Raw genomic sequence first — 18,303 nt, forward strand, 5'->3', positions numbered from 1 at the left:
GTCGTGTCGCAGCCGGCTCCGGGCTGGGCTGGTCGGGTCGCACCGACGGGTCCGACGGCGCCGGGGGCGTGGACCGCCTGGTCGCCGAGTCCGACGTGCTGGTGCTGTGCGCGCCGCTCGTGCCCGCCACGAAGGGCCTGCTCGACGCGCGGGTGCTGGCGCTGGCGCCGCGCGGGGCCGTGGTCGTCAACGTCGCCCGGGGGCCGCTCGTCGAGGAGGACGCCCTCTTCGACGCCCTCGCCGGCGGTCACCTGGGCGGGGCGGTGCTCGACGTGTGGTGGAGCTACCCGCGCGGCTCGGCCCCCGGGGAGCCGGCGACGGGGGCTCCGGGGCGGCGCGACTGGGCCTCGCTCGGCAGCCGGGTGCTCGCCTCGCCGCACTCGTCAGCGGTCACGCGGCAGGTGCTGCTGGCCCGGGTGGCCGACGTGGCCGAGAACGCCCGCCGCGCGCTCGCCGGCGAGCCCCTGCTCAACCCCGTCCACCCTTGACCGTGGTGTCAGCGGGCGTCCGGAGCACCTTCCCTCCGTGATCATGGGCGTCCGCCACCCCCGCTGAGCACGACCACGGCCACGCCGACCACCCCCAGCAGCCCAGCGCCGGCGGCCACCAGCGCCAGGAGGCCACCGCCGGGCCGCAGCTGCCCGGGGACCTCGCGGCGGGCGTGACGCCGCTCGCGCGCCGGCGCCGCGAGCAGCAGCGCGAGCCCCAGCGCCACCCCGACGGCCCCGAGCACCAGGCCGGCCACCCCGACGTGCGGCGCGAGGAGGCGCCCCCCGAGCAGCGAGCCCGCCACGACGGCGAGGCCGGTGCGGCTCCACGCCAGGGCGGTCCGCTCGGGCTGGAGCCCCGGGTCCCTCGCCGTCCCCGGCGCCTCCCCGCTCACCACGACCCCGCCCTCGTGATCATGCAGAAGACCCGCAGCACCGGGTCCCGGGTGCGGGTCTTCTGCATGATCACCACTGAGGGGCAGCTCACCGCAGGAGCATCCCCAGCAGCACCAGGACCCCGGCGAGCGTGCAGCCCAGCGCCAGCGGGAGAGCCAGGACGGGCGCCGCCAGCGGCTCTCCGAGGCGCATCGCCCGCTCGTCGCGGCGCCACCCCCGCCAGGCCTGCGCCGGGGCGAGCACCCCGAGGAGCACCAGCACCAGCGACGCGGCGAGCCGGAGCCCCGGCTGCAGCGGGCAGCTGGAGCGACTCCAGCGCCACGCCCGCGGCGAGCAGCGCCAGCCCGGTGCGCACCCACGCGAGGAAGGTGCGCTCGTTGGCGAGGGAGAACCTGACGTCGGGCTCGGACCCGACGCCGTAGACCCCCCGCGGGAAGCGAACCCCTCACAGCACAGATCCCACCACGCCCGGTCCCCCGACGGGCGTGGTGGGACGGCTGCGCCGACGCCGGGGTCAGCCCTTGAGGCCCGACCCGGCGACGCCCTCGATGATCCTCCGCTGGAAGATCATGTACAGGATGATCAGCGGCAGGGCGCCGAGGATCGCGGAGGCCTGGATGTCGGCGTACCGCTGGCCGAAGGAGCCCTGCACCGTGGCGAGACCGACGGGGATGGTCATCAGCTCGGGGTTGGAGACCACGAACAGCGGCAGGATCAGGTTGTTCCAGGTGCCGACGAACGTGATGATCGCCATCGCCGCGATGATCGGCCCCGACAGGGGCATGACGATGCGGCGGTAGATCTTCCAGTAGCCGGCGCCGTCGATCCGGGCCGCCTCGTCGAACTCCTTGGGCAGCCCGTCGAAGAACTGCTTGAAGACGAACACGGCGATGACCGTGGGCACCTGCGGGAAGATGACGGCCCAGTAGGTGTTGAGCAGGCCCATCCCGTCGAGCATCTGGAAGATCGGGACCACGAGCACCTGCGGCGGCACCATGATGCCGAGCAGCATCGCCGCGAACACGAGCCGCCGGCCCGGGAAGCGCAGCTTGGACAGGGCGTAGCCCGCCATCGAGGCGAAGAGCACCGCGAGCACGGTGGTGACGCCCGCGGTGAGGAAGCTGGACAGGTACCAGGCCCAGATGTCGCCGCTGGCCAGCAGGGTCGAGTAGCTGCCGAGCGTCGGGCTGAGGTTGGAGATGACCGTGCCGGCGCGAGCGCGGCGTCGCCGTTGCTCGACAGCGACGCCTTCAGCGCGAACAGGCTGGGGATCAGCCAGATGACGGCGAAGACGCCCAGCACGATCCCGGCGACGACGTTGAACGCGCGCCCGCTGGGGCGCTTCTCCGCGGCGTCCCGGGAGGTGTCGCGGGCCTGCGGCGCGGCGGCCGAGACCCCGGTGGTGGCGGTGGCCATCAGGCGGCCCTCCTCTCCTGGCGGCGCTCGATGAGCTGGCGGCCGACGGCGATGGCGATGATGACGACGAAGAGCAGCACCGAGGCGGCCGAGGCGGCGCCGATGCGGTTGTCGGTGAAGCCGGTGTTGGCGACCAGGGTCAGCACCACCTGCGTGGAGATGCCGGGACCGCCCTGCGTCATCAGGTAGACCTGGTCGAAGATCTTCAGGCTCGCGATGATCTGGAGGAGCACCACGAGCGTCGTCGTCCGCGACAGCAGCGGGATGGTGAGGAAGCGGATCTGCTGCCAGGGCGTCGCCCCGTCGACGGCGGCGGCCTCGTACAGCTCGCGGGGGATGTCCTGCAGGCCCGCGAGGTACAGCACGAAGTTGAAGCCGAGGGTCCACCAGACGGTGGCGATGGCGATGCCGATCATCGCCGTCGCCGGGTCGGCCAGGATCGCGGTGGCGTCGAAGCCGAACAGCCTCTGCGCCGCCGGCCACAGGCCGGTGTCGGGCGTGAAGATGTAGACCCAGATCAGCGAGATCGTGGCCGAGGGCAGCACGTACGGCAGGAAGAACGCCAGCCGGAAGAACCACTTGCCGCGCCGCACGCGGTTGGGCGAGCACCGCGAAGACGAAGCTGAGGATGACGAGCGGGATCGTCGTGATCAGCGTGAAGTAGAGCGTGTGGCCCAGCGCCCCCAGAACTCGGGGCGCGTGAGCATCTCGCGGTAGTTGGCCAGCCCGGCGAAGCTGCGAGGCCGGGGCGCACCAGCGAGGTGTTGAAGAAGCTCGTGACCAGCATGTAGAGCGTCGGACCGACGAGCCACAGCAGGTAGAAGACGGCGAACGGCGCGACGAACAGCCACCCGGCGCGCCCCTCGGCCTTAAGCGCACCGGTCTTCTCGGTGCGCGGCGGGACGTTCGAGGCCGCCGAGCGCTGCTCGGTCAGGGTCGGCGCGCTCATGCGACGGGGCTCGGGGTGTCGAGGTAGGTGTTGAGCTGCGACTTGATCGCGGCCATGGCCTCCTGGGGGCTGGCGAGCTGCTGCTGCACCAGGCCGATCTGCGACCCGACGACGTTCTCGAAGTTCGACCCCGAGCCGGAGTACCAGCCCGGCGGGTCGTACTTGGCGATCTCGGCGGCGGCCGCGTAGTCGGCCTGCGGCTCCAGCGCCGCGAACTCCGGCGAGGTCAGCGTGGGGATGTACGCGGGCACGTGGCCGCCCTCCGCCCAGCTCAGGCTCTGGTCGAGCATCGACTTCACGAAGCCCATGGCGAGCTGGCGCTGCTCGTCCGTGCGCTCCATCTTCGGGATGATGAACGTGTGCGAGTCGGCCTGGGCCGCGGGCACGTCGAAGACCTGCGGGATCGGCGCCATGCCGAAGGTGAGGCCCTCGATCGACTGGGCGGTGGTGATCTCCCACTCGCCCTGGGTCTGGAAGCCGACCTTGCCGGTGAACAGCTGCGTGCCCGCGCCGGCGTAGTCGACGGTCGGGGTGAGCAGGCCCTTCGCGGCCAGGCCGCCGATGAACTCCATCGTGGCGATGGCCAGGTCCTCGTTCACGGTGAGCTGCTGCCCGTCGTCGCCGAGGAAGTCGGTGGCGCCGTCCATCTGCCAGTACAGCGTCTGGAAGAGGCGCCAGGAGCCCGAGGTGTCGCCCACGTTGGAGGCGGCCCACGCCGCGCCGCCGGTGACGCCGGCGATGGCGGTCAGCGCGTCCTCGAAGGCCTGCTGGCCCACGATCTGCACCAGCTTGCCGTCGCCGTCGAGCAGGCCCGCCTGGCCGCACACGTCGCTGTTGAAGAACAGCACGTAGGGGTGGGTGTCGAGCGGGATCGTGTACGCGACGTCGCCGACCTTGCCGGCGTCGAACACCGACGTCGTGAAGTCGGAGCTGCTGAAGCCGCCGAGGGCGAGCAGCTCGTCGGTGATCGGCTCCAGCAGGCCCGCCTGCGCCAGGATCGTGGCCCGGGTGGAGTGGGCCACCGCGACGTCCGGCGGCTTGTTGCCGAGCGTGGCCAGGGAGACCTTCGTGTAGTACGGGTTGCCCCAGGCGAAGGTCGCCGAGGTCAGCGAGCCCGGGCGGTTCTGCTGGCGGTAGACGTCGAGCATCCCCTGCAGGCGGGCTCCGTCGCCGCCGCCGAAGAGGTTCCAGAACGTCACGGTGTCGGGGTTCAGCGGGGTGCCGGCGATGCCGGCGGCCAGCGGGCTGCCGCATCCGGCGAGCCCGAGGGCAGCGGCTCCGGCCAGGCCGCCGCGCAGGAGGGTCCTGCGGGTCGGGCCGGGTGGGGCGTTTCCAGGTCATCGTCGACCTCCTCGTCGCGTGGTGGGGCGAGTGTGCATGCTGGTCCGCAGATTTGCAACGATGGAAACGCGGTGTCGCCCCGTGGCACACTCCGACCCCGTGGCAGCGTCGACACACTCCCCCCAGCGACCGTCCGGCCGACCTCCCCCGGGCCAGCGCCCAGGACGGCACCCACCCCCGGCCGCAGCTCCTGCGCCCGGCCTGGACCGACCTCGGCGGCACCTGGCAGCTGGGCCTCGTCCGCGCAGGAGGGCCCGCCGGCGGCTCCGGGAGCACGGCGGCGGGCGGCCCCCGGTGGCGCCGCACCGACCTCGCCGACCGCACCGGGTACGAGCACGACGTCGTGGTCCCGTACCCGCCGGAGAGCGAGGCCTCCGGGGTCGGCGACCAGGGCCCCTTCGCCGAGCTCTGGTACCGCCGCGACCTCCGCCTGCGCGACGTCGCCGGCGCGGACCGGCTCGCGGACGGCCACCGCCTGGTGCTGCGCTTCGGCGCCGTCGACCACGCCGCCCGGGTCTGGTTCGACGGCCACCTGGTCGCCGAGCACACCGGCGGGCAGACGCCGTTCTCCGCCGACGTCACCGAGCTGCTCGACGCGGGGAGCGCCGGGGACGGCGACCAGCTCGACGCCTTCCTGGACGGCGAGCACGTCGTCGTGGTCCGCGCCGTCGACGACGCGCGCGACCCCGAGCTGCCCGCGGCAAGCAGGACTGGCACGACGCCCCCCACGCCATCTGGTACCGCCGCACGTCCGGCATCTGGCAGACGGTGTGGGCCGAGGTGGTCCCCCCGGTCAGCATCGAGCACCTGACGTGGCGCGCCGACGTCCCCGGCGCCGTCGTCCACCTCGTGGCCGAGCTGTCGTCGGTCCCCGGCGGAGCCCGTCAGCCTGGCCGTCCACCTGCAGCTGGGCGAGCGCGTGCTCGCCGAGGCCGTGGTCGCCGTCCCCGGGCCCGCCGAGCGCGGGGGCCCGCGGGTGGAGGTGGCCCTGGCGGTGCCGCTGCTGCGGCACGGGCAGGAGCGCGAGGCGCTGCTGTGGAGCCCGGAGCACCCCCACCTCGTCGACGCGCAGGTGCGGCTGCTCGCCGGCCCGCCGAGCCGGCCGGGCGGAGCGGTCGGCGAGCTCGACGCCGTGGCCAGCTACCTCGGGCTGCGCTCGGTGGAGGTGGGCGCCGGGCGGCTGCTGCTCAACGGCACCCCGCGCACCCTGCGGTCGGTGCTCGACCAGGGCTGGTGGCCCGACACCCACCTCGCCGCGAGCGCCGAGCGGCTGCGCACCGAGGCGCAGCTGGTGGCCGACCTCGGCTTCGACTCCGTCCGCATCCACCAGAAGGTGGAAGACCCGCGCTTCCTGCACTGGTGCGACCGGCTCGGCATCACCGTCTGGGCCGAGACAGCGAACGCCTACGCGCACACCGCGCGCGCCGTCTCGCTGCTGACGGCGGAGTGGCTGGAGGTGGTGCGCCGCGACGCGAGCCACCCGAGCGTGGTGGCGTGGGTGCCGCTCAACGAGAGCTGGGGCGTCCAGGACATCGGCACCGCGCCCGGCGAGAGGGCGTACGCGACGGCGCTGGCGGCCCTCACGCGGGCGCTCGACCCGACGCGGCCGGTGGTCAGCAACGACGGGTGGGAGCACACCGACTCCGACCTGTGGACCGTGCACGACTACACCGACGCCGGCGAGGTGCTGCTCGCGCGCTACGGCTCGGTCGAGGCGGTGGCGGCGCTCGTCGCGGTGCCCTCGCCGTCGTCGCCCTCGGGCCGCGTGAGCGCCAACGGGCGGCGGCTGCGGGTGGCCGGCGGGGGCGCGAGGGCCGGCGAGCTCCCCACCGAGGAGCGTCCGCTCGTGCTGAGCGAGTTCGGCGGGGTGCGCTTCACCCCCGGCTCGTCCGCGGCCGAGGGCGCGACCTGGGGGTACTCGACCGCCTCCGACGCGGAGGACTACGCCCGGCGCCTCGGCGACCTGCTGGGCGCGGCGAACGCCTGCGTCGAGGCGGGCGGGCTGGTGGGGTGGTGCTACACCCAGCTGGCCGACACGCTCCAGGAGGCGAACGGCCTGGTCACCGAGGACCGCACGCCCAAGCTGCCGCTGGAGCGGCTGCGCGCGCTGGTCACCGGCAGCTGAGGCCGCGCGACCGGCGCGCCGGCCTCACCGGCGGCCCAGCGCGCCGGTCCGCAGCGTCTTCCTGGCCGACGGCGTCAGCAGCAGCTGCCCTCCGAAGCCGATGACCAGCGCGGCGAGCACGCCGAGGTTGGCGTAGGCCCAGGCGCCGTCGCGCCCGCCGAGACCCAGGGGCTCCAGCAGGTAGCCCTGCCAGGTCAGCCAGGTGGCGCTCGAGTTCACCACCAGGCCCCAGCCGACGGCGGTCGCGGCGAGCAGCAGCGCCACCGGGCCCCAGCGCACCGAGCCGTAGGGGCCCGCCGGGTCGAACAGGGCGGCGTCGTCGTAGGCGCCGGAGCGGCGGACCAGGTCGGCGATGGCGGCGCCGGCCCACCCCGCGATCGGGACGCCCAGGGTGATGAGGAAGCCCTGGAACGGGGTGAGGAAGTCCTCGGAGGCGAAGACGACGTACACCGCGCCCGCGACCATGAGCGCGCCGTCGACCAGCGCGGCCGCCCACCGCGGCGCGGGCAGGCCGAGGGAGAGCAGCGCCAGGCCCGAGGAGTAGATGTCGAGCACGGCGCCGCCGACGAGCGACAGGACGGCGACCAGCGCGAACGGCACGAGGAACCACACCGGCAGGCCCGCGGCCAGGGCGCCGATGGGGTCGGTGTTCACGCCGGCGGCGAACTCCGGCGAGGAGGCCGCCAGGAGGACGCCGAACGAGGCGAGCACGAGGGGCGCGGTGGCGCCGCCGAACGTGGTCCACCAGACGACGCCCGGCCGGGAGGAGTGCCGGGGGAGGTAGCGGGAGTAGTCACCGGCGGCGTTGACCCAGCCCAGCCCGAACAGGGTCATCGCGAAGACCGTGGCACCCAGGAGCGCCTGCCAGGAGCCGTTCGGCACCGCGCTGACGGCCGACCAGCTGAGGTCCTCGGCGGCGAGCACCAGGAAGACGACGGTCAGCACCCCGGTGACCACGGTGATGAGGGCCTGCAGCCGCATGATCGCGTCGAAGCCGAGCACGCCCGCGCCGACGACGAGCAGGACGACGAGCAGCAGGGCGACCGCCTTGGTGATCGTGCCCCCGCCCCAGCCGAGCGTCGTGAACACCGTGGCGGTGGCCAGGGCCGCGAGGGAGACCAGCACCGTCTCCCAGCCGACGGTGAGCAGCCAGCTGATGGCCGACGGGAGCCGGTTGCCGCGCACGCCGAAGGCCGCGCGGGAGACCACCATCGTGGGCGCGGAGGCGCGGGTGCCCCCCAGGGCCACCAGCCCGCACAGCAGGAACGAGGCGAGGATGCCGACGACCCCCGCCAGCAGCGCCTGCCACCAGCTGAGGCCGAACCCGAGCACGAAGGCGCCGTTGGCGATGCCGAAGACCGACACGTTGGCCGCGAACCACGGCCAGAACAGGCTCGAGGGCCGGCCCCTGCGCTCGGACTCGTCGATGACGTTCAGGCCGTTGGCCTCGACCCGCGCCGGGACGGGGGTGGTGCTGCTCACCGGGAGAGGCTAGGGCCCCGCGCCGTGATCAGGGGGCCCGCGGGCCGCCCGACCGGCCGTCCCACCAGCGCCACGACCTCGGCCGTCGAACGCCTGTTTGAGATTCGCGTGCTCGACCCACTACCCTGGGTGGCTGGACCGCCGCACCCGCCGGCGGGGATGCGAGGAGGTCTGCTGTGGCGACGACGGGCTCGAGGAGCAGCGGCAGGGCGTCCTCCCGCGAGGCGGCGCCCGGCGCCGGGCTGACCAGCCGCCAGCAGGCCGTGCTCGACACGATCCGCGAGTCGGTCTCGAGCCGCGGCTACCCGCCGAGCATGCGCGAGATCGGGCAGGTCGTGGGGCTGCACAGCCCCAGCAGCGTCGCCCACCAGCTGGTCACCCTCGAGCGCAAGGGCTACCTGCGGCGAGACCCGAACCGCCCCCGCGCCATCGAGGTGGTCGACGCCGGCCGGGCCGCCGCCGGGCTCGCCGCCGTCGAGCAGCCGCAGAGCGCGGCCGAGGAGCGCCTCGACGCCGCGTACGTGCCCCTGGTCGGCCGCATCGCCGCCGGTGCCCCGGTGCTGGCGCAGCAGGAGGTCGAGGACGTCTTCGCCCTCCCCCGCCAGCTCGTCGGCGAGGGAGAGCTGTTCACCCTGCGCGTGGTCGGTGACTCGATGGTCGACGCGGCCATCTGCGACGGCGACTACGTCGTCGTCCGCCGCCAGCCCGTCGCCGAGAACGGCGAGGTCGTGGCCGCCATGATCGACGGCGAGGCCACCGTCAAGGTGTTCCAGCGCCGCGACGGGCACGTGAAGCTGCTGCCCCGCAACGACGCCTACTCCCCCATCGACGGTGACGACGCGACCGTGCTGGGCCGCGTCGTCACCGTGCTGCGCTCGCTCTGACCCCTACCCCTGGCCGAAGAGCTTCGGCAGCTGCTGGCTCATCGTGAGCACCGTCGCGGTCCCGTAGACGAGGATCGCGACGACCAGCAGCGCGAGCCTGACCCCCTTCACCCGGAGCGGGGCGGGCAGCAGCTTCCGGTTGGTGGCGATGAGCAGCGCCGAGTAGATCGTCATCATCAGGCCGCCGACGGTGGCCGAGACGACGACGAGCGCGATCGGCTGGTCGAAGCCGACGAGCAGCACCACGCACCCGATGACCACCAGGCCCCAGGTGAGCCAGAAGTAGATCTTCGACTCGTCGGCGTCCTTGGTGTAGCTGGTCTTCAGCACGTCGGCGGCCATGCGGCTGGTGTAGTCGGTGATGCCCAGGGCCGCTCCGAACAGCGAGAACGCCCCGATGATCCAGAAGAAGACGCCGAACCAGTCGCCCACGGCCTCGGCGAGCTGCTCGCCCTCCACGCGCACGAACTGGATGTCGTTGGGCAGGTCCTCCAGCCCGAAGACGGTGGAGTACGCCAGTAGCGAGGTGAAGAAGATCGACACCACGGTGATGGCGACGAACGTCGAGAGCTGCTCGACGTTGGCGAAGCGCCACCACCCCTTCCAGCGACGCAGGTTCTCCTCGCCCTGGGGCCCCTCGGTGGTGAAGACGTACCCGGTGCTCGGCACGGCCTCCGGCTCACCGGTGACCGGGCTCTGCAGGCGCGGCACGTAGGTGCCCATGCCGAAGCCCTTGTCGCGGATCCAGTTCGACTGCACCAGGTTCTGCCCACCGCCGGCGCCCGCGAAGATCATGGCGCCGAAGAGGGTGGCGAAGCCCAGCTCGGCGGCGGGGAAGCGCGCCTCGGTGACGATCGTCGGCACGGCCTGCCACGCGGTGGCGGTGATGGCGGCGAACGCGCCGACCACCAGCAGCAGCATCACCGCCGCCACCTTGACCATCTGGATCTTCTCCAGCGCGACGTAGACGACCGGGGCCAGGGTGAGGATCAGCCCGATCGCGATGAGCAGGCCGATGGCGATGTACCGCGGCGTGCCGCCGGTGAGGAAGCTGATGAGCGTCGCCGAGCTCGTGGCCCACCCCGGCCAGAGGTTGGCGCCGTACGTGAGGATCGCGAACACCAGGCCCCAGTGCGGCCAGAACCTGCTGAAGCCGGTGACGGCCGTCTCACCGGTGGCGAGGGCGTACCGCTCGATCTCCATGGTCACGAAGTACTGGGTGACCACGCCCACGAGCGCGGCCCACACGAACACGAGTCCCACCTGCGAGGCGATGAACGGGAACAGCACGAACTCGCCGCTCGACAGGCCGACGCCGGCCGCGATGATCCCCGGCCCGATCAGCGGGAGCCACCGCGCTGGTGGCTTCGGCATCTCCCGGACCTCGGGCACCGCGAGGTGCCCGGTCCTGCGGAAGGGGGTGAGGACAGAGGTGGCGCCGTCTCCGGCCGCGTCGTCGCGGGTCGACATGAGCGTCACGGTGGTGCACCGGAGACCGGGCCGCCACCGGAGCACCGGCCGGAGGGGGACGCTCTGCCTCGCGGCTCCTCAGCCGACGAGGAGGGCGCGGCCCATCCCCCGCACCACGCGGCCCGTCAGCCGCCCCCGGGCCAGGCCGATGTCGGCGACGTCGTCGAAGACCCCGGCGTCGCGGGACGACGCGCGCAGCGCCGCGTGCAGCAGCCGGTCGCTGCGCACCAGGCGCGCCGCGACGTCGGTGTGGCGCAGGTGGCCCGCGAGCGCCTCGCGGAGCGTCCTGTCGTAGCGGCCGCCGCCCAGGGCGGCCCGGCCGGCGAGCACCCCCGACAGCACGGCGTAGTAGATGCCCTCTCCCGTCACGGGGTTCACCAGGCTGGCGGCGTCGCCGGCGAGCAGCACCCGCCCCACCGACCAGACGCCGCTGCGCCCCGTCGACAGGGGCAGCGGGTGCCCCGCCACCTGCTCGGCGCCCGCCGTCGTCCCGGGGAGCAGCTCCTCGAGGCGCTCCAGCAGCCGGGCGCGGGTGGGGGCGGCCCCGGCGGAGGAGCGCGCGTCGACCAGCTGCCCGAACCCCACGTTGGCCCGGCCGTCCCCGACCGGGAACGACCAGGCGTAGCTGGGACGGTCGGTGTCCTCCGAGAAGGCGAGCACCTGCACGCCGTCGTGCTCGGGGAGCACGGGGGCGTAGGCGCGGACGGCGATCGCCGTCGTCCCCGGTCGCTGCGGCGGGACCGCCGCGGGCCCCAGCGCGCGCCGGACCTCGGAGTGCGCGCCGTCGGCCCCGACCACCACGCGGGCGCGCACCACCTCGCCGTCGGAGAGGACCACGCCGACGCCGGCGCCGTCCTGGTGGACGTCGCGCACCCGGGCCCGGCGCAGCACGGCGCCGCGGTCGAGGGCGGCCCGCAGGACGCGCTCGTCGAGGACCGCGCGGGGCACCACCTGCGCGGGACGCGACATGGCCTGCTCGACCACGGGGACGCCCGGCGTCCCGACGACGGAGATGCGCAGCCGCGGGGCCACCGGCCAGTCGTCGAGCAGGCCGGTGACGCCCACGGTCTCCAGGACGTCGAGCGCGTGCGGGGCCACGCCGTCACCGCAGACCTTGTCGCGGGGGAAGTCGGCTCGGTCGAGCAGCAGCACCCGCGCGTCCGCCCGCTGGGCCAGGGCCCCGAGGGCGGCGGAGGCGCCCGCCGGTCCCGCCCCGACGACGACGAGGTCCCACCGGGTGCTCGTGGTGCTCACCTGGCGAGGCTAGTCGTCGTCAGGGTCGGCTCCCCCGCTGCGTCGAGGCGGTCAGGCGGCCAGCGAGACGGTGAGGTCGGCGCTGGAGAGGGCCTTGGTGAAGGGGCAGATCTGCTTGGCCTGCTCCAGCACGCGCTCGGCGACGTCGTCGGCGAGGCCGCTGACCTCGAGGGCGAAGTGCGAGGTGTACCCGCCGCCCTCGCCGGTGGTCAGGTGCACCCGGGCGACGACCTTGGCGTCGCTGGCGTCGACGTCCTGCGTGGAGGCGGCGATGCCGATGGACTGCTGCAGGCACGCGGCGGTGGCGGCGGCCATGAGGTGCTCCGGGGTCGTGCGGTCTCCCGCGTCCTCGCCCGCGAGCTGGGTCTGCGCCTCCAGGACGCCGTCGGAGGTCTTGACGCTGCCCGCGGTGGCGGTGGCGGTGGCTTCCTGGACCGAGTGGGAGTCGCTCATGGAAGGACGCTAAGCAGCGCCGCCTCGACCCGCCTCCTGAGAACGGGCGCCGGCGTCGAGGCGCCGCAGCGCGCCCAGCACCACCTGGCGGTCGGTGGTCGGCCACAGCGGCGGCAGGCTCGAGCGGAGGTAGGAGCCGTACCGCTTGGTGGCCAGCCGCGGGTCGAGGACGGCGACCACGCCGCGGTCCGACGTGCTCCGCAGCAGGCGCCCCGCGCCCTGGGCCATGAGCAGCGCGGCGTGCGAGGCGGAGACCGACATGAAGCCGTTGGCGCCGGCGCGGTCGGCGGCCTCGGAGCGAGCGGAGGCGAGCGGGTCGTCGGGGCGCGGGAAGGGGATCCTGTCGAGCAGCACCAGCTGCAGGCTCGGGCCGGGGACGTCGACGCCCTGCCAGAGCGACAGCGTGCCGAACAGGCAGGTGCTGGGCTCGGCGGCGAACTCCTTCACGAGGTTCGCCATGGTGTCCTCGCCCTGGCAGAGCACGGTGATCCCGCGGCCGTCGGCGCGGTCGGCGAGCCGGTCGCGCAGCGCCTCGGCGGCGGCCTCGGCGGCGCGGCGCGAGGAGAACAGCCCCAGCGCGCGGCCGCCCGCGGCCACCAGCAGCTCCTCGACCTCGTCGAGCACCTCGGGCACCGGTCCCTCCCGCCCCGGCGGGGGCAGGTGCTGCGCCACGTAGAGGATGCCCTGCTTGGCGTGCTGGAACGGGCTGCCGACGTCGAGGGCCTTCCACGCCGGGGCGCCGCTCCCCGCGAGACCGACCGCGCCGGCGGCGGCGTCGAAGCTGCCGCCGGGGGTCAGCGTGGCGGAGGTGAGCACCACCACGGAGCTGCCGAACAGGTGCTCGCGCAGCACCATCGCCACGCTCAGCGGCGCGATGTTCAGCACCCGGGCCACGGGCCCGTCGTTCTTCCAGGCTCCCGGTGCGTCGAGCCACGCGACGTCGTCCCCCGGCCCCGTGGTGGGGCCCGTCACCGCGGCCAGCCGCTCGGCCACCTCGAAGACCTCGGTCAGCGCGGCGCGGGCCACCTGCTTGCCGCCGGCGTCCTCGGCGTCCTCCTTGCCCTGCTGCCCCCCGCTGTCGCTCTTGAGGCCGGAGAGGGCCTCGCGCGCCGCGTCGCGGACCCCGGCCACCGCGATGCGCACCGCCTCGGGCAGCCCGCGGGCGAACCTCCCGACGTCGGCGTCGTCGAGGACCTCGGCCAGGTCCTCCCCCGCCACCTCCAGGCGCTCCAGCGCGGAGCCGCCCAGGCCCGCCTGGCGGCGCGCCGTCGTCGCGGCCTGCGCCACCACACCCGCCGAGAGGGTGCCGGTGGCCACCGAGGTGACCCGGTCGGCCAGCTCGTGCGCCTCGTCGATGACCACGACGTCGTGCTCCGGCAGCAGCTGCACCTCCTCGACGGCGTCGATGGCGAGCAGCGCGTGGTTGGTGACGACGACGTCGACCTCCCGCGAGCGCGCCCGCGCCCGCTCGACGTGGCACTCCTCCGCCATCGGGCAGCGGGTGGCGCCGAGGCACTCCCGGGCGCTGACGGAGACCTGCCGCCAGGCGCGCTCGGAGACGCCGGGGGTGAGCTCGTCGCGGTCGCCGGTGTCGGTGTCCTGCGCCCAGCGGTGCAGGCGGGCGACCTCGCGGCCGAGCTGGCTGTTCGGGCCGGCGGCGCGGTGGTCGGTGGCCCGCTCGGCCCTGTCCTTCGAGCCGTCCAGGAGCTCCATGCCGGGGAGGACGTCGGTGGGCTCGTCGGGGAAGCCGCCGGCGAGCTTCTGCACGCACACGTAGTGGGCGCGGCCCTTGACGGTCTGCCAGGTCAGCTCGCGGCCGATGTGCGGGCGCAGCGCGGTGCTGAGGCGGGGCAGGTCCCTGTCGACCACCTGCGCCTGGAGCGCGAGCGTCGCCGTGGAGACCACGGTCGGGGTGCCGGTGGCGACGGCGTGCGCGGCCAGCGGCACGAGGTAGCCGAGCGACTTGCCGGTGCCGGTGCCCGCCTGCACCAGCAGGTGCTCACCGGTCTCGACGGCGTCGGCGACGGCCTGCGCCATCTGCTGCTGCCCCTCGCGGGGTGCTCCGCCGAGGGCCGCGACCGCCGCCGCGAGGAGGGTGGGGACGGACGGGACCTCGGGCACCGAGCCACCCTACGCAGCACGGCCCCCCGCCTCGGCCGTTCGTCCACAGCCCCCGCCCGGACCGGCGGTGATCATGCAGAAGACCCCCGGACGGGGTGCTCCCGTGGGGGTCCTCTGCATGATCACCAGCCCGCAGGCGGCCCAGCGAGCGCACGCCGGACCTCGGAGACCACCTCGCCGGGTCGGCGCCGCAGGTCGTCGCCGACGAGCTCGATGACGGTCCACCCAGCATCGCGCAGGCGGCGCCGCTTGGTCTTGTCCCACTGCCACTGCCCCCGGGTGGTGCGGTGGACGTCGCCGTCGAACTCGATCACGACCCTCCGGGCCCTCCAGACGAGGTCGACCCGGCCGAAGTACGTGCCCCCCTCGCGCAGCGCGAGCCCGCACTCCGGCTCGGGCAGCCCGGCGTCGACGAGCAGGAGCCTCACCTCGGTCTCCATCGGGGAGTCGACGCGCCACCGCACCTCGGAGCGGATCCGGCGCAGGCGGACGACGCCGCGGCGCCCCTCCCGGAGGGCGAGCGCCTCGTCGAGCTCCGCCTCTGACGCCCACCACCGCCGGACGGCGTCACCCAGCGCCACGGCGTCGGTGCGGTCGAGCCCGGGGACGAGGTCGCACCAGACGTCGACCGGGTGCTCGATGCGCAGGCCCCGGGTCCCGGGCGGAAGCAGCGGCAGGACCTCGCTGCGCAGGTCGCCCCCGAGAGCGGTGCGCACCCGGACGGCATCCAGACCGGTCACGCACTCGAGACCCGCGATCCGCGGCGCCGTCGGACCCACCGCCGAGGCGCAGATCCGCTCCCCGCCCGGTCGGCGCCGGGAGCGAGGTGTCGGCAGCCCCGCCACCTCGACCGCCGTCCACCCGCTCAGCGCTGCGTCGCCGGGCAGCGCGAGCGACGCCGCGACGAGGTCCACCGCTCGCGTGCGGGGGAGGTCCACCGGTACCCGGACCCCGCGGTGCGGTGTCCGGAACCGCCTCCCGTCCAGCGCACGAGGTGAGACGCCGCGTGCGAGGGCCTCGACGACGGTGAAGGGACGGCGCGCCAGGTCAGCGGGGAACGGGGAGCGCGGAGGCACCTGGCGATGCTGGCCCCGAACGCGGACAGCCCGCTGCGACTGTCCACAGGCACGAGCCCACCTCCGTGGTGATCATGCAGAAGACCCCCACGACGGGGTCCGTCGTGGGGGTCTCCTGCATGATCACCGACCCGGGCGGACCCGGGCGGCTCGCTCAGGCGGTGAGCTCGGCCGCCAGGTCGGGCGAGACGCGGGCGACCACGCGGGTGCCCTCGGCGGTGTGCTCGGTGGAGACCACCTCGCCGGTGGAGTGCACCCGCGAGACCAGGTCGCCCCGGGAGTAGGGCACGACGACGTCGACCAGCACCTCCGGGTGCGGCACCACCTCGGCGATGCGCTCGCGCAGCGCCTCCAGGCCCTCGCCCGTGCGGGCCGAGACGACCACGGAGCCGCGCTCGCGCCGCAGCAGGCGCGAGACGACCTCGGGGTCGGCCTGGTCGCACTTGTTCAGCACGACGACCTCGACGGGGCCGTCGTCGCCGTGGGAGCCGACCTCGGCGAGCACGTCGCGGACCGCGGAGATCTGGCCCTCCGGGTCGGGGTGCGACGCGTCGACCACGTGCAGCAGGACGTCTGCTTCGCCGACCTCCTCCAGCGTGGAGCGGAACGCCTCCACGAGCTGCGTGGGCAGCGAGCGGACGAAGCCCACCGTGTCGGACAGCGTCAGCGCGCGGCCGTCGGGGGTCTGCGCCTTGCGGACCGTCGGGTCGAGGGTGGCGAACAGCGCGTCCTCGACCAGCACGCCCGCCCCGGTGAGGCGGTTGAGCAGCGAGGACTTGCCGGCGTTGGTGTACCCGGCGATGACGACGCTGGGCACCGCCCCGCGGCGGCGCGACTGGCGGCGGGTCTCCCGCGCCGGGCGCATCTCCTTGATCTCGCGGCGCAGCCTGGGACATCCGGGTGCGGATGCGGCGGCGGTCGAGCTCGATCTTGGTCTCACCGGGGCCGCGGGAGCCGATGCCGGCACCGCCGGCGACGCGGCCACCGGCCTGGCGGGACATCGACTCGCCCCAGCCGCGCAGGCGCGGCAGCAGGTACTCCAGCTGCGCCAGCTCGACCTGGGCCTTGCCCTCCTTGGACTTCGCGTGCTGGGCGAAGATGTCGAGGATCAGGGCGGTCCTGTCGATGACCTTGACCTTGACGATGTCCTCCAGCGCGCGGCGCTGGGACGGCGAGAGCTCGCCGTCGGCGATGACGGTGTCGGCGCCGGTGGCCGAGACGACGTCGGCCAGCTCCTTGGCCTTGCCGGAGCCGAGCCAGGTGCCCGGGTCGGGGGTGTCGCGGCGCTGCAGCACGCCGTCGAGCACGGCCGAGCCGGCGGTCTCGGCGAGGGCCGCGAGCTCGCGCAGGGAGTTCTCCGCGTCGTCCGCGCTGTGGGTGCTGGAGGTCCAGACGCCCGCGAGCACGACCCGCTCCAGGCGGAGCTGGCGGTACTCGACCTCGGTGACGTCGGTGAGCTCGGTGGACAGCTGGCTGGCCAGGCCGCCCACGCGCCGCAGCGCCTGGCGCTCGGCGAGGTCGAGCTGGTCGCCGTCGTACCCGCTGTCGTAGCCGTTCTCGGGCTGGGCCGCGGGCTGCGCCTGCGGGGCCCTCCCGCCGTGGCGGGCGAGGATCCGGCTGACGGCGTCCTCGCCGGTGTCCTGCTGCGCCGCAGGCCGGGTCTCGGGACGGGTCGCGGGCCGGGCTGTGGTGGTCATGCGCCTCCTGGGCCGTGGTGGTCGCGCGTCTCGCGACCCACCTACTGTTCCTCACAACGCCGACGGCGTCGACGGTGTTTCCTCCTGACCGGCCGACCTGGGCTAGCGTCCCGGCCGTGCCCGAGCCGACCGACGACCAGACCGACGACGCGACCGCTGAGCACTACTTCAGCGCCGCGCCCTCGGGTGACGACCGCCGCCGGCCCCTGCACGTGCGCCTGGACGGCCGCGAGGTGGAGCTGGAGACGTCGTCGTCGGTCTTCAGCAGCGACCGCCTCGACACGGGCACCGCCGTCCTGCTCGACCACGTGCCCGCCCCCCCGGCGAGCGGCCCGCTGCTGGACGTCGGCTGCGGCTGGGGCCCCGTGGCCCTGACGATGGCGCTGCGCTCGTCCGAGCCGGCCACCCGCGAGGTGTGGGCCGTCGACGTCAACGAGCGCGCCCGCGCCCTCACCACCGCCAACGCCGCGCGCCTGGGGCTGTCCGGCGTCCGCGCCCTGGCCCCCGAGGACGTCCCCGCCGACGGCGACGTCGCCGCGCTGTGGTCGAACCCGCCGATCCGCATCGGCAAGGAGGCGCTGCACGCGCTGCTGCTGACGTGGCTGCCGCGCCTGGCCCCCGGGGCCAGCGCGCACCTGGTGGTGGCGAAGGACCTCGGCGCCGACTCGCTGCTGCGCTGGGTCGGCGAGCAGGGCGCCCAGCGCACCGACGGGCGCGGCTGGACGGCGGAGCGCACCGCGACGAAGAAGGGCTACCGCGTGCTGCGGGTGACCCGCTGACCCCGGGGTCAGGCGGTGCGGCTGGGGCGGCGCGTGCGGCGCTGGCGCTCCATGGCCAGCTGGTGCAGCAGGCGCTCGCGACGACGCATGCGGTCGTCCTCCTCGGAGCGGGGGTCGTTGACGGCGGCGAGCGCCATCGCGACGCCGATCGACGGAGCGTCCAGCACTGCGCCGGCGGCTCCCGTTCCCTCTCCCACTGCTACCTCCCCCGTGGCCCTGGGTCCACCTTGGGTGGACGCTGCGTGACCAGCAACCACTTTGCCCGAAGTGGTCCCCCGTGCGGCCGCACCGATCACCCCCACGGGGGGACGAAACGGACACCGGCCCCTCCAGTGAACACCCGCCACATCACGGTCCGGTCACGCCCGGCGT

The 18,303-nt window shown here is 74.5% G+C and carries 16 protein-coding genes and 2 pseudogenes; 5 read left to right on the top strand and 13 right to left on the bottom strand.

What is annotated here, in order from left to right; translation table 11 throughout:
* Positions 1 to 488, top strand: a 488-nt coding sequence (locus tag F1641_RS09890; RefSeq protein WP_305079847.1) for an NAD(P)-dependent oxidoreductase, incomplete at its 5' end; no start/stop codon positions are given.
* Positions 489 to 529: 41 nt separating this feature from the next.
* Here the strand turns inward: F1641_RS09890 and F1641_RS09895 are convergent.
* The 5 genes and pseudogenes from F1641_RS09895 to F1641_RS09915 all read right to left on the bottom strand — a co-directional run bounded on the left by F1641_RS09895 (position 530) and on the right by F1641_RS09915 (position 4,448).
* Complete coding sequence (locus F1641_RS09895; protein WP_194905154.1) at positions 530 to 886, bottom strand: DUF202 domain-containing protein; 357 nt, start codon at positions 884 to 886, stop codon at positions 530 to 532.
* Positions 887 to 971: 85 nt separating this feature from the next.
* Positions 972 to 1,323, bottom strand: a pseudogene (locus tag F1641_RS23825) (YidH family protein); the annotation flags it as partial.
* A 75-nt stretch (positions 1,324 to 1,398) separates the two neighbouring features.
* Positions 1,399 to 1,971 (bottom strand): carbohydrate ABC transporter permease, encoded by a 573-nt coding sequence (locus tag F1641_RS19845; protein WP_206690985.1) that lies wholly within the window; start codon positions 1,969 to 1,971, stop codon positions 1,399 to 1,401.
* A gap of 328 nt (positions 1,972 to 2,299) precedes the next feature.
* The gene (locus tag F1641_RS19850) at positions 2,300 to 2,893 is read right to left on the bottom strand and encodes a carbohydrate ABC transporter permease (protein ID WP_206690986.1); all 594 of its coding nucleotides are present in this window, start codon (positions 2,891 to 2,893) and stop codon (positions 2,300 to 2,302) included.
* Between the two features lie 352 nt (positions 2,894 to 3,245).
* Complete coding sequence (locus F1641_RS09915; RefSeq protein WP_309225537.1) at positions 3,246 to 4,448, bottom strand: extracellular solute-binding protein; 1,203 nt, start codon at positions 4,446 to 4,448, stop codon at positions 3,246 to 3,248.
* A 122-nt stretch (positions 4,449 to 4,570) separates the two neighbouring features.
* Between F1641_RS09915 and F1641_RS19855 the strand changes: the two genes are divergently transcribed.
* Together F1641_RS19855 and F1641_RS19860 are read left to right on the top strand one after the other, a co-directional pair.
* The gene (locus F1641_RS19855) at positions 4,571 to 5,401 is read left to right on the top strand and encodes a sugar-binding domain-containing protein (RefSeq protein WP_206690987.1); all 831 of its coding nucleotides are present in this window, start codon (positions 4,571 to 4,573) and stop codon (positions 5,399 to 5,401) included.
* A 108-nt stretch (positions 5,402 to 5,509) separates the two neighbouring features.
* Positions 5,510 to 6,715 carry a glycoside hydrolase family 2 TIM barrel-domain containing protein gene (locus tag F1641_RS19860; protein ID WP_206690988.1) on the top strand — a complete coding sequence of 402 codons (1,206 nt, stop codon included), beginning with the start codon at positions 5,510 to 5,512 and terminating at the stop codon, positions 6,713 to 6,715.
* A 24-nt stretch (positions 6,716 to 6,739) separates the two neighbouring features.
* Here F1641_RS19860 and F1641_RS09925 read toward each other — a convergent pair whose 3' ends face one another.
* Positions 6,740 to 8,197 (bottom strand): cytosine permease, encoded by a 1,458-nt coding sequence (locus F1641_RS09925; RefSeq protein ID WP_194905155.1) that lies wholly within the window; start codon positions 8,195 to 8,197, stop codon positions 6,740 to 6,742.
* Positions 8,198 to 8,373: 176 nt separating this feature from the next.
* Here F1641_RS09925 and lexA point away from each other — a divergent pair, with 176 nt between their 5' ends.
* Positions 8,374 to 9,081: a transcriptional repressor LexA gene (gene lexA / locus F1641_RS09930; protein WP_194905157.1), complete on the top strand. Its 708-nt coding sequence runs from the start codon at positions 8,374 to 8,376 to the stop codon at positions 9,079 to 9,081.
* Between the two features lie 3 nt (positions 9,082 to 9,084).
* On the opposite strand, the gene F1641_RS09935 is transcribed toward lexA, so the two are convergent.
* The 6 genes and pseudogenes from F1641_RS09935 to hflX form a co-directional block, all read right to left on the bottom strand.
* A complete protein-coding gene (locus F1641_RS09935; RefSeq protein WP_194905159.1) occupies positions 9,085 to 10,551 on the bottom strand; it encodes an Nramp family divalent metal transporter in 1,467 nt (488 codons plus the stop codon).
* A 78-nt stretch (positions 10,552 to 10,629) separates the two neighbouring features.
* On the bottom strand, positions 10,630 to 11,805 hold the full coding sequence (locus F1641_RS09940) for an NAD(P)/FAD-dependent oxidoreductase (RefSeq protein ID WP_194905161.1): 1,176 nt from the start codon (positions 11,803 to 11,805) through the stop codon (positions 10,630 to 10,632).
* 51 nt (positions 11,806 to 11,856) lie between these two features.
* Complete coding sequence (locus F1641_RS09945; protein ID WP_194905162.1) at positions 11,857 to 12,258, bottom strand: OsmC family protein; 402 nt, start codon at positions 12,256 to 12,258, stop codon at positions 11,857 to 11,859.
* Positions 12,259 to 12,267: 9 nt separating this feature from the next.
* On the bottom strand, positions 12,268 to 14,379 hold the full coding sequence (locus tag F1641_RS23165; protein ID WP_309225538.1) for an ATP-dependent DNA helicase: 2,112 nt from the start codon (positions 14,377 to 14,379) through the stop codon (positions 12,268 to 12,270).
* A gap of 122 nt (positions 14,380 to 14,501) precedes the next feature.
* Entirely contained in the window at positions 14,502 to 15,455 is a 954-nt protein-coding gene (locus F1641_RS23170; protein ID WP_194905164.1) for a DUF559 domain-containing protein, read from the bottom strand.
* 154 nt (positions 15,456 to 15,609) lie between these two features.
* A pseudogene (hflX, locus tag F1641_RS23830) lies at positions 15,610 to 17,152 on the bottom strand (GTPase HflX).
* A 116-nt stretch (positions 17,153 to 17,268) separates the two neighbouring features.
* Between hflX and F1641_RS09965 the strand changes: the two are divergent.
* The gene (locus F1641_RS09965) at positions 17,269 to 17,931 is read left to right on the top strand and encodes a methyltransferase (RefSeq protein WP_194905166.1); all 663 of its coding nucleotides are present in this window, start codon (positions 17,269 to 17,271) and stop codon (positions 17,929 to 17,931) included.
* A gap of 8 nt (positions 17,932 to 17,939) precedes the next feature.
* Here F1641_RS09965 and F1641_RS09970 read toward each other — a convergent pair whose 3' ends face one another.
* On the bottom strand, positions 17,940 to 18,128 hold the full coding sequence (locus F1641_RS09970) for a hypothetical protein (protein WP_194905168.1): 189 nt from the start codon (positions 18,126 to 18,128) through the stop codon (positions 17,940 to 17,942).
* Positions 18,129 to 18,303: the final 175 nt, after the last annotated feature.

It is taken from the genome of Quadrisphaera sp. INWT6, assembly GCF_015390235.1.
In the GTDB taxonomy this organism is placed as follows: domain Bacteria; phylum Actinomycetota; class Actinomycetes; order Actinomycetales; family Quadrisphaeraceae; genus Quadrisphaera.

Excerpts from the sequence above, each read along its gene's own strand:
- F1641_RS09945 (WP_194905162.1), bottom strand. The coding sequence starts at position 12,258 with ATGAGCGACTCCCACTCGGTCCAGGAAGCCACCGCCACCGCCACCGCG.
- F1641_RS09935 (WP_194905159.1), bottom strand. The coding sequence starts at position 10,551 with ATGTCGACCCGCGACGACGCGGCCGGAGACGGCGCCACCTCTGTCCTC.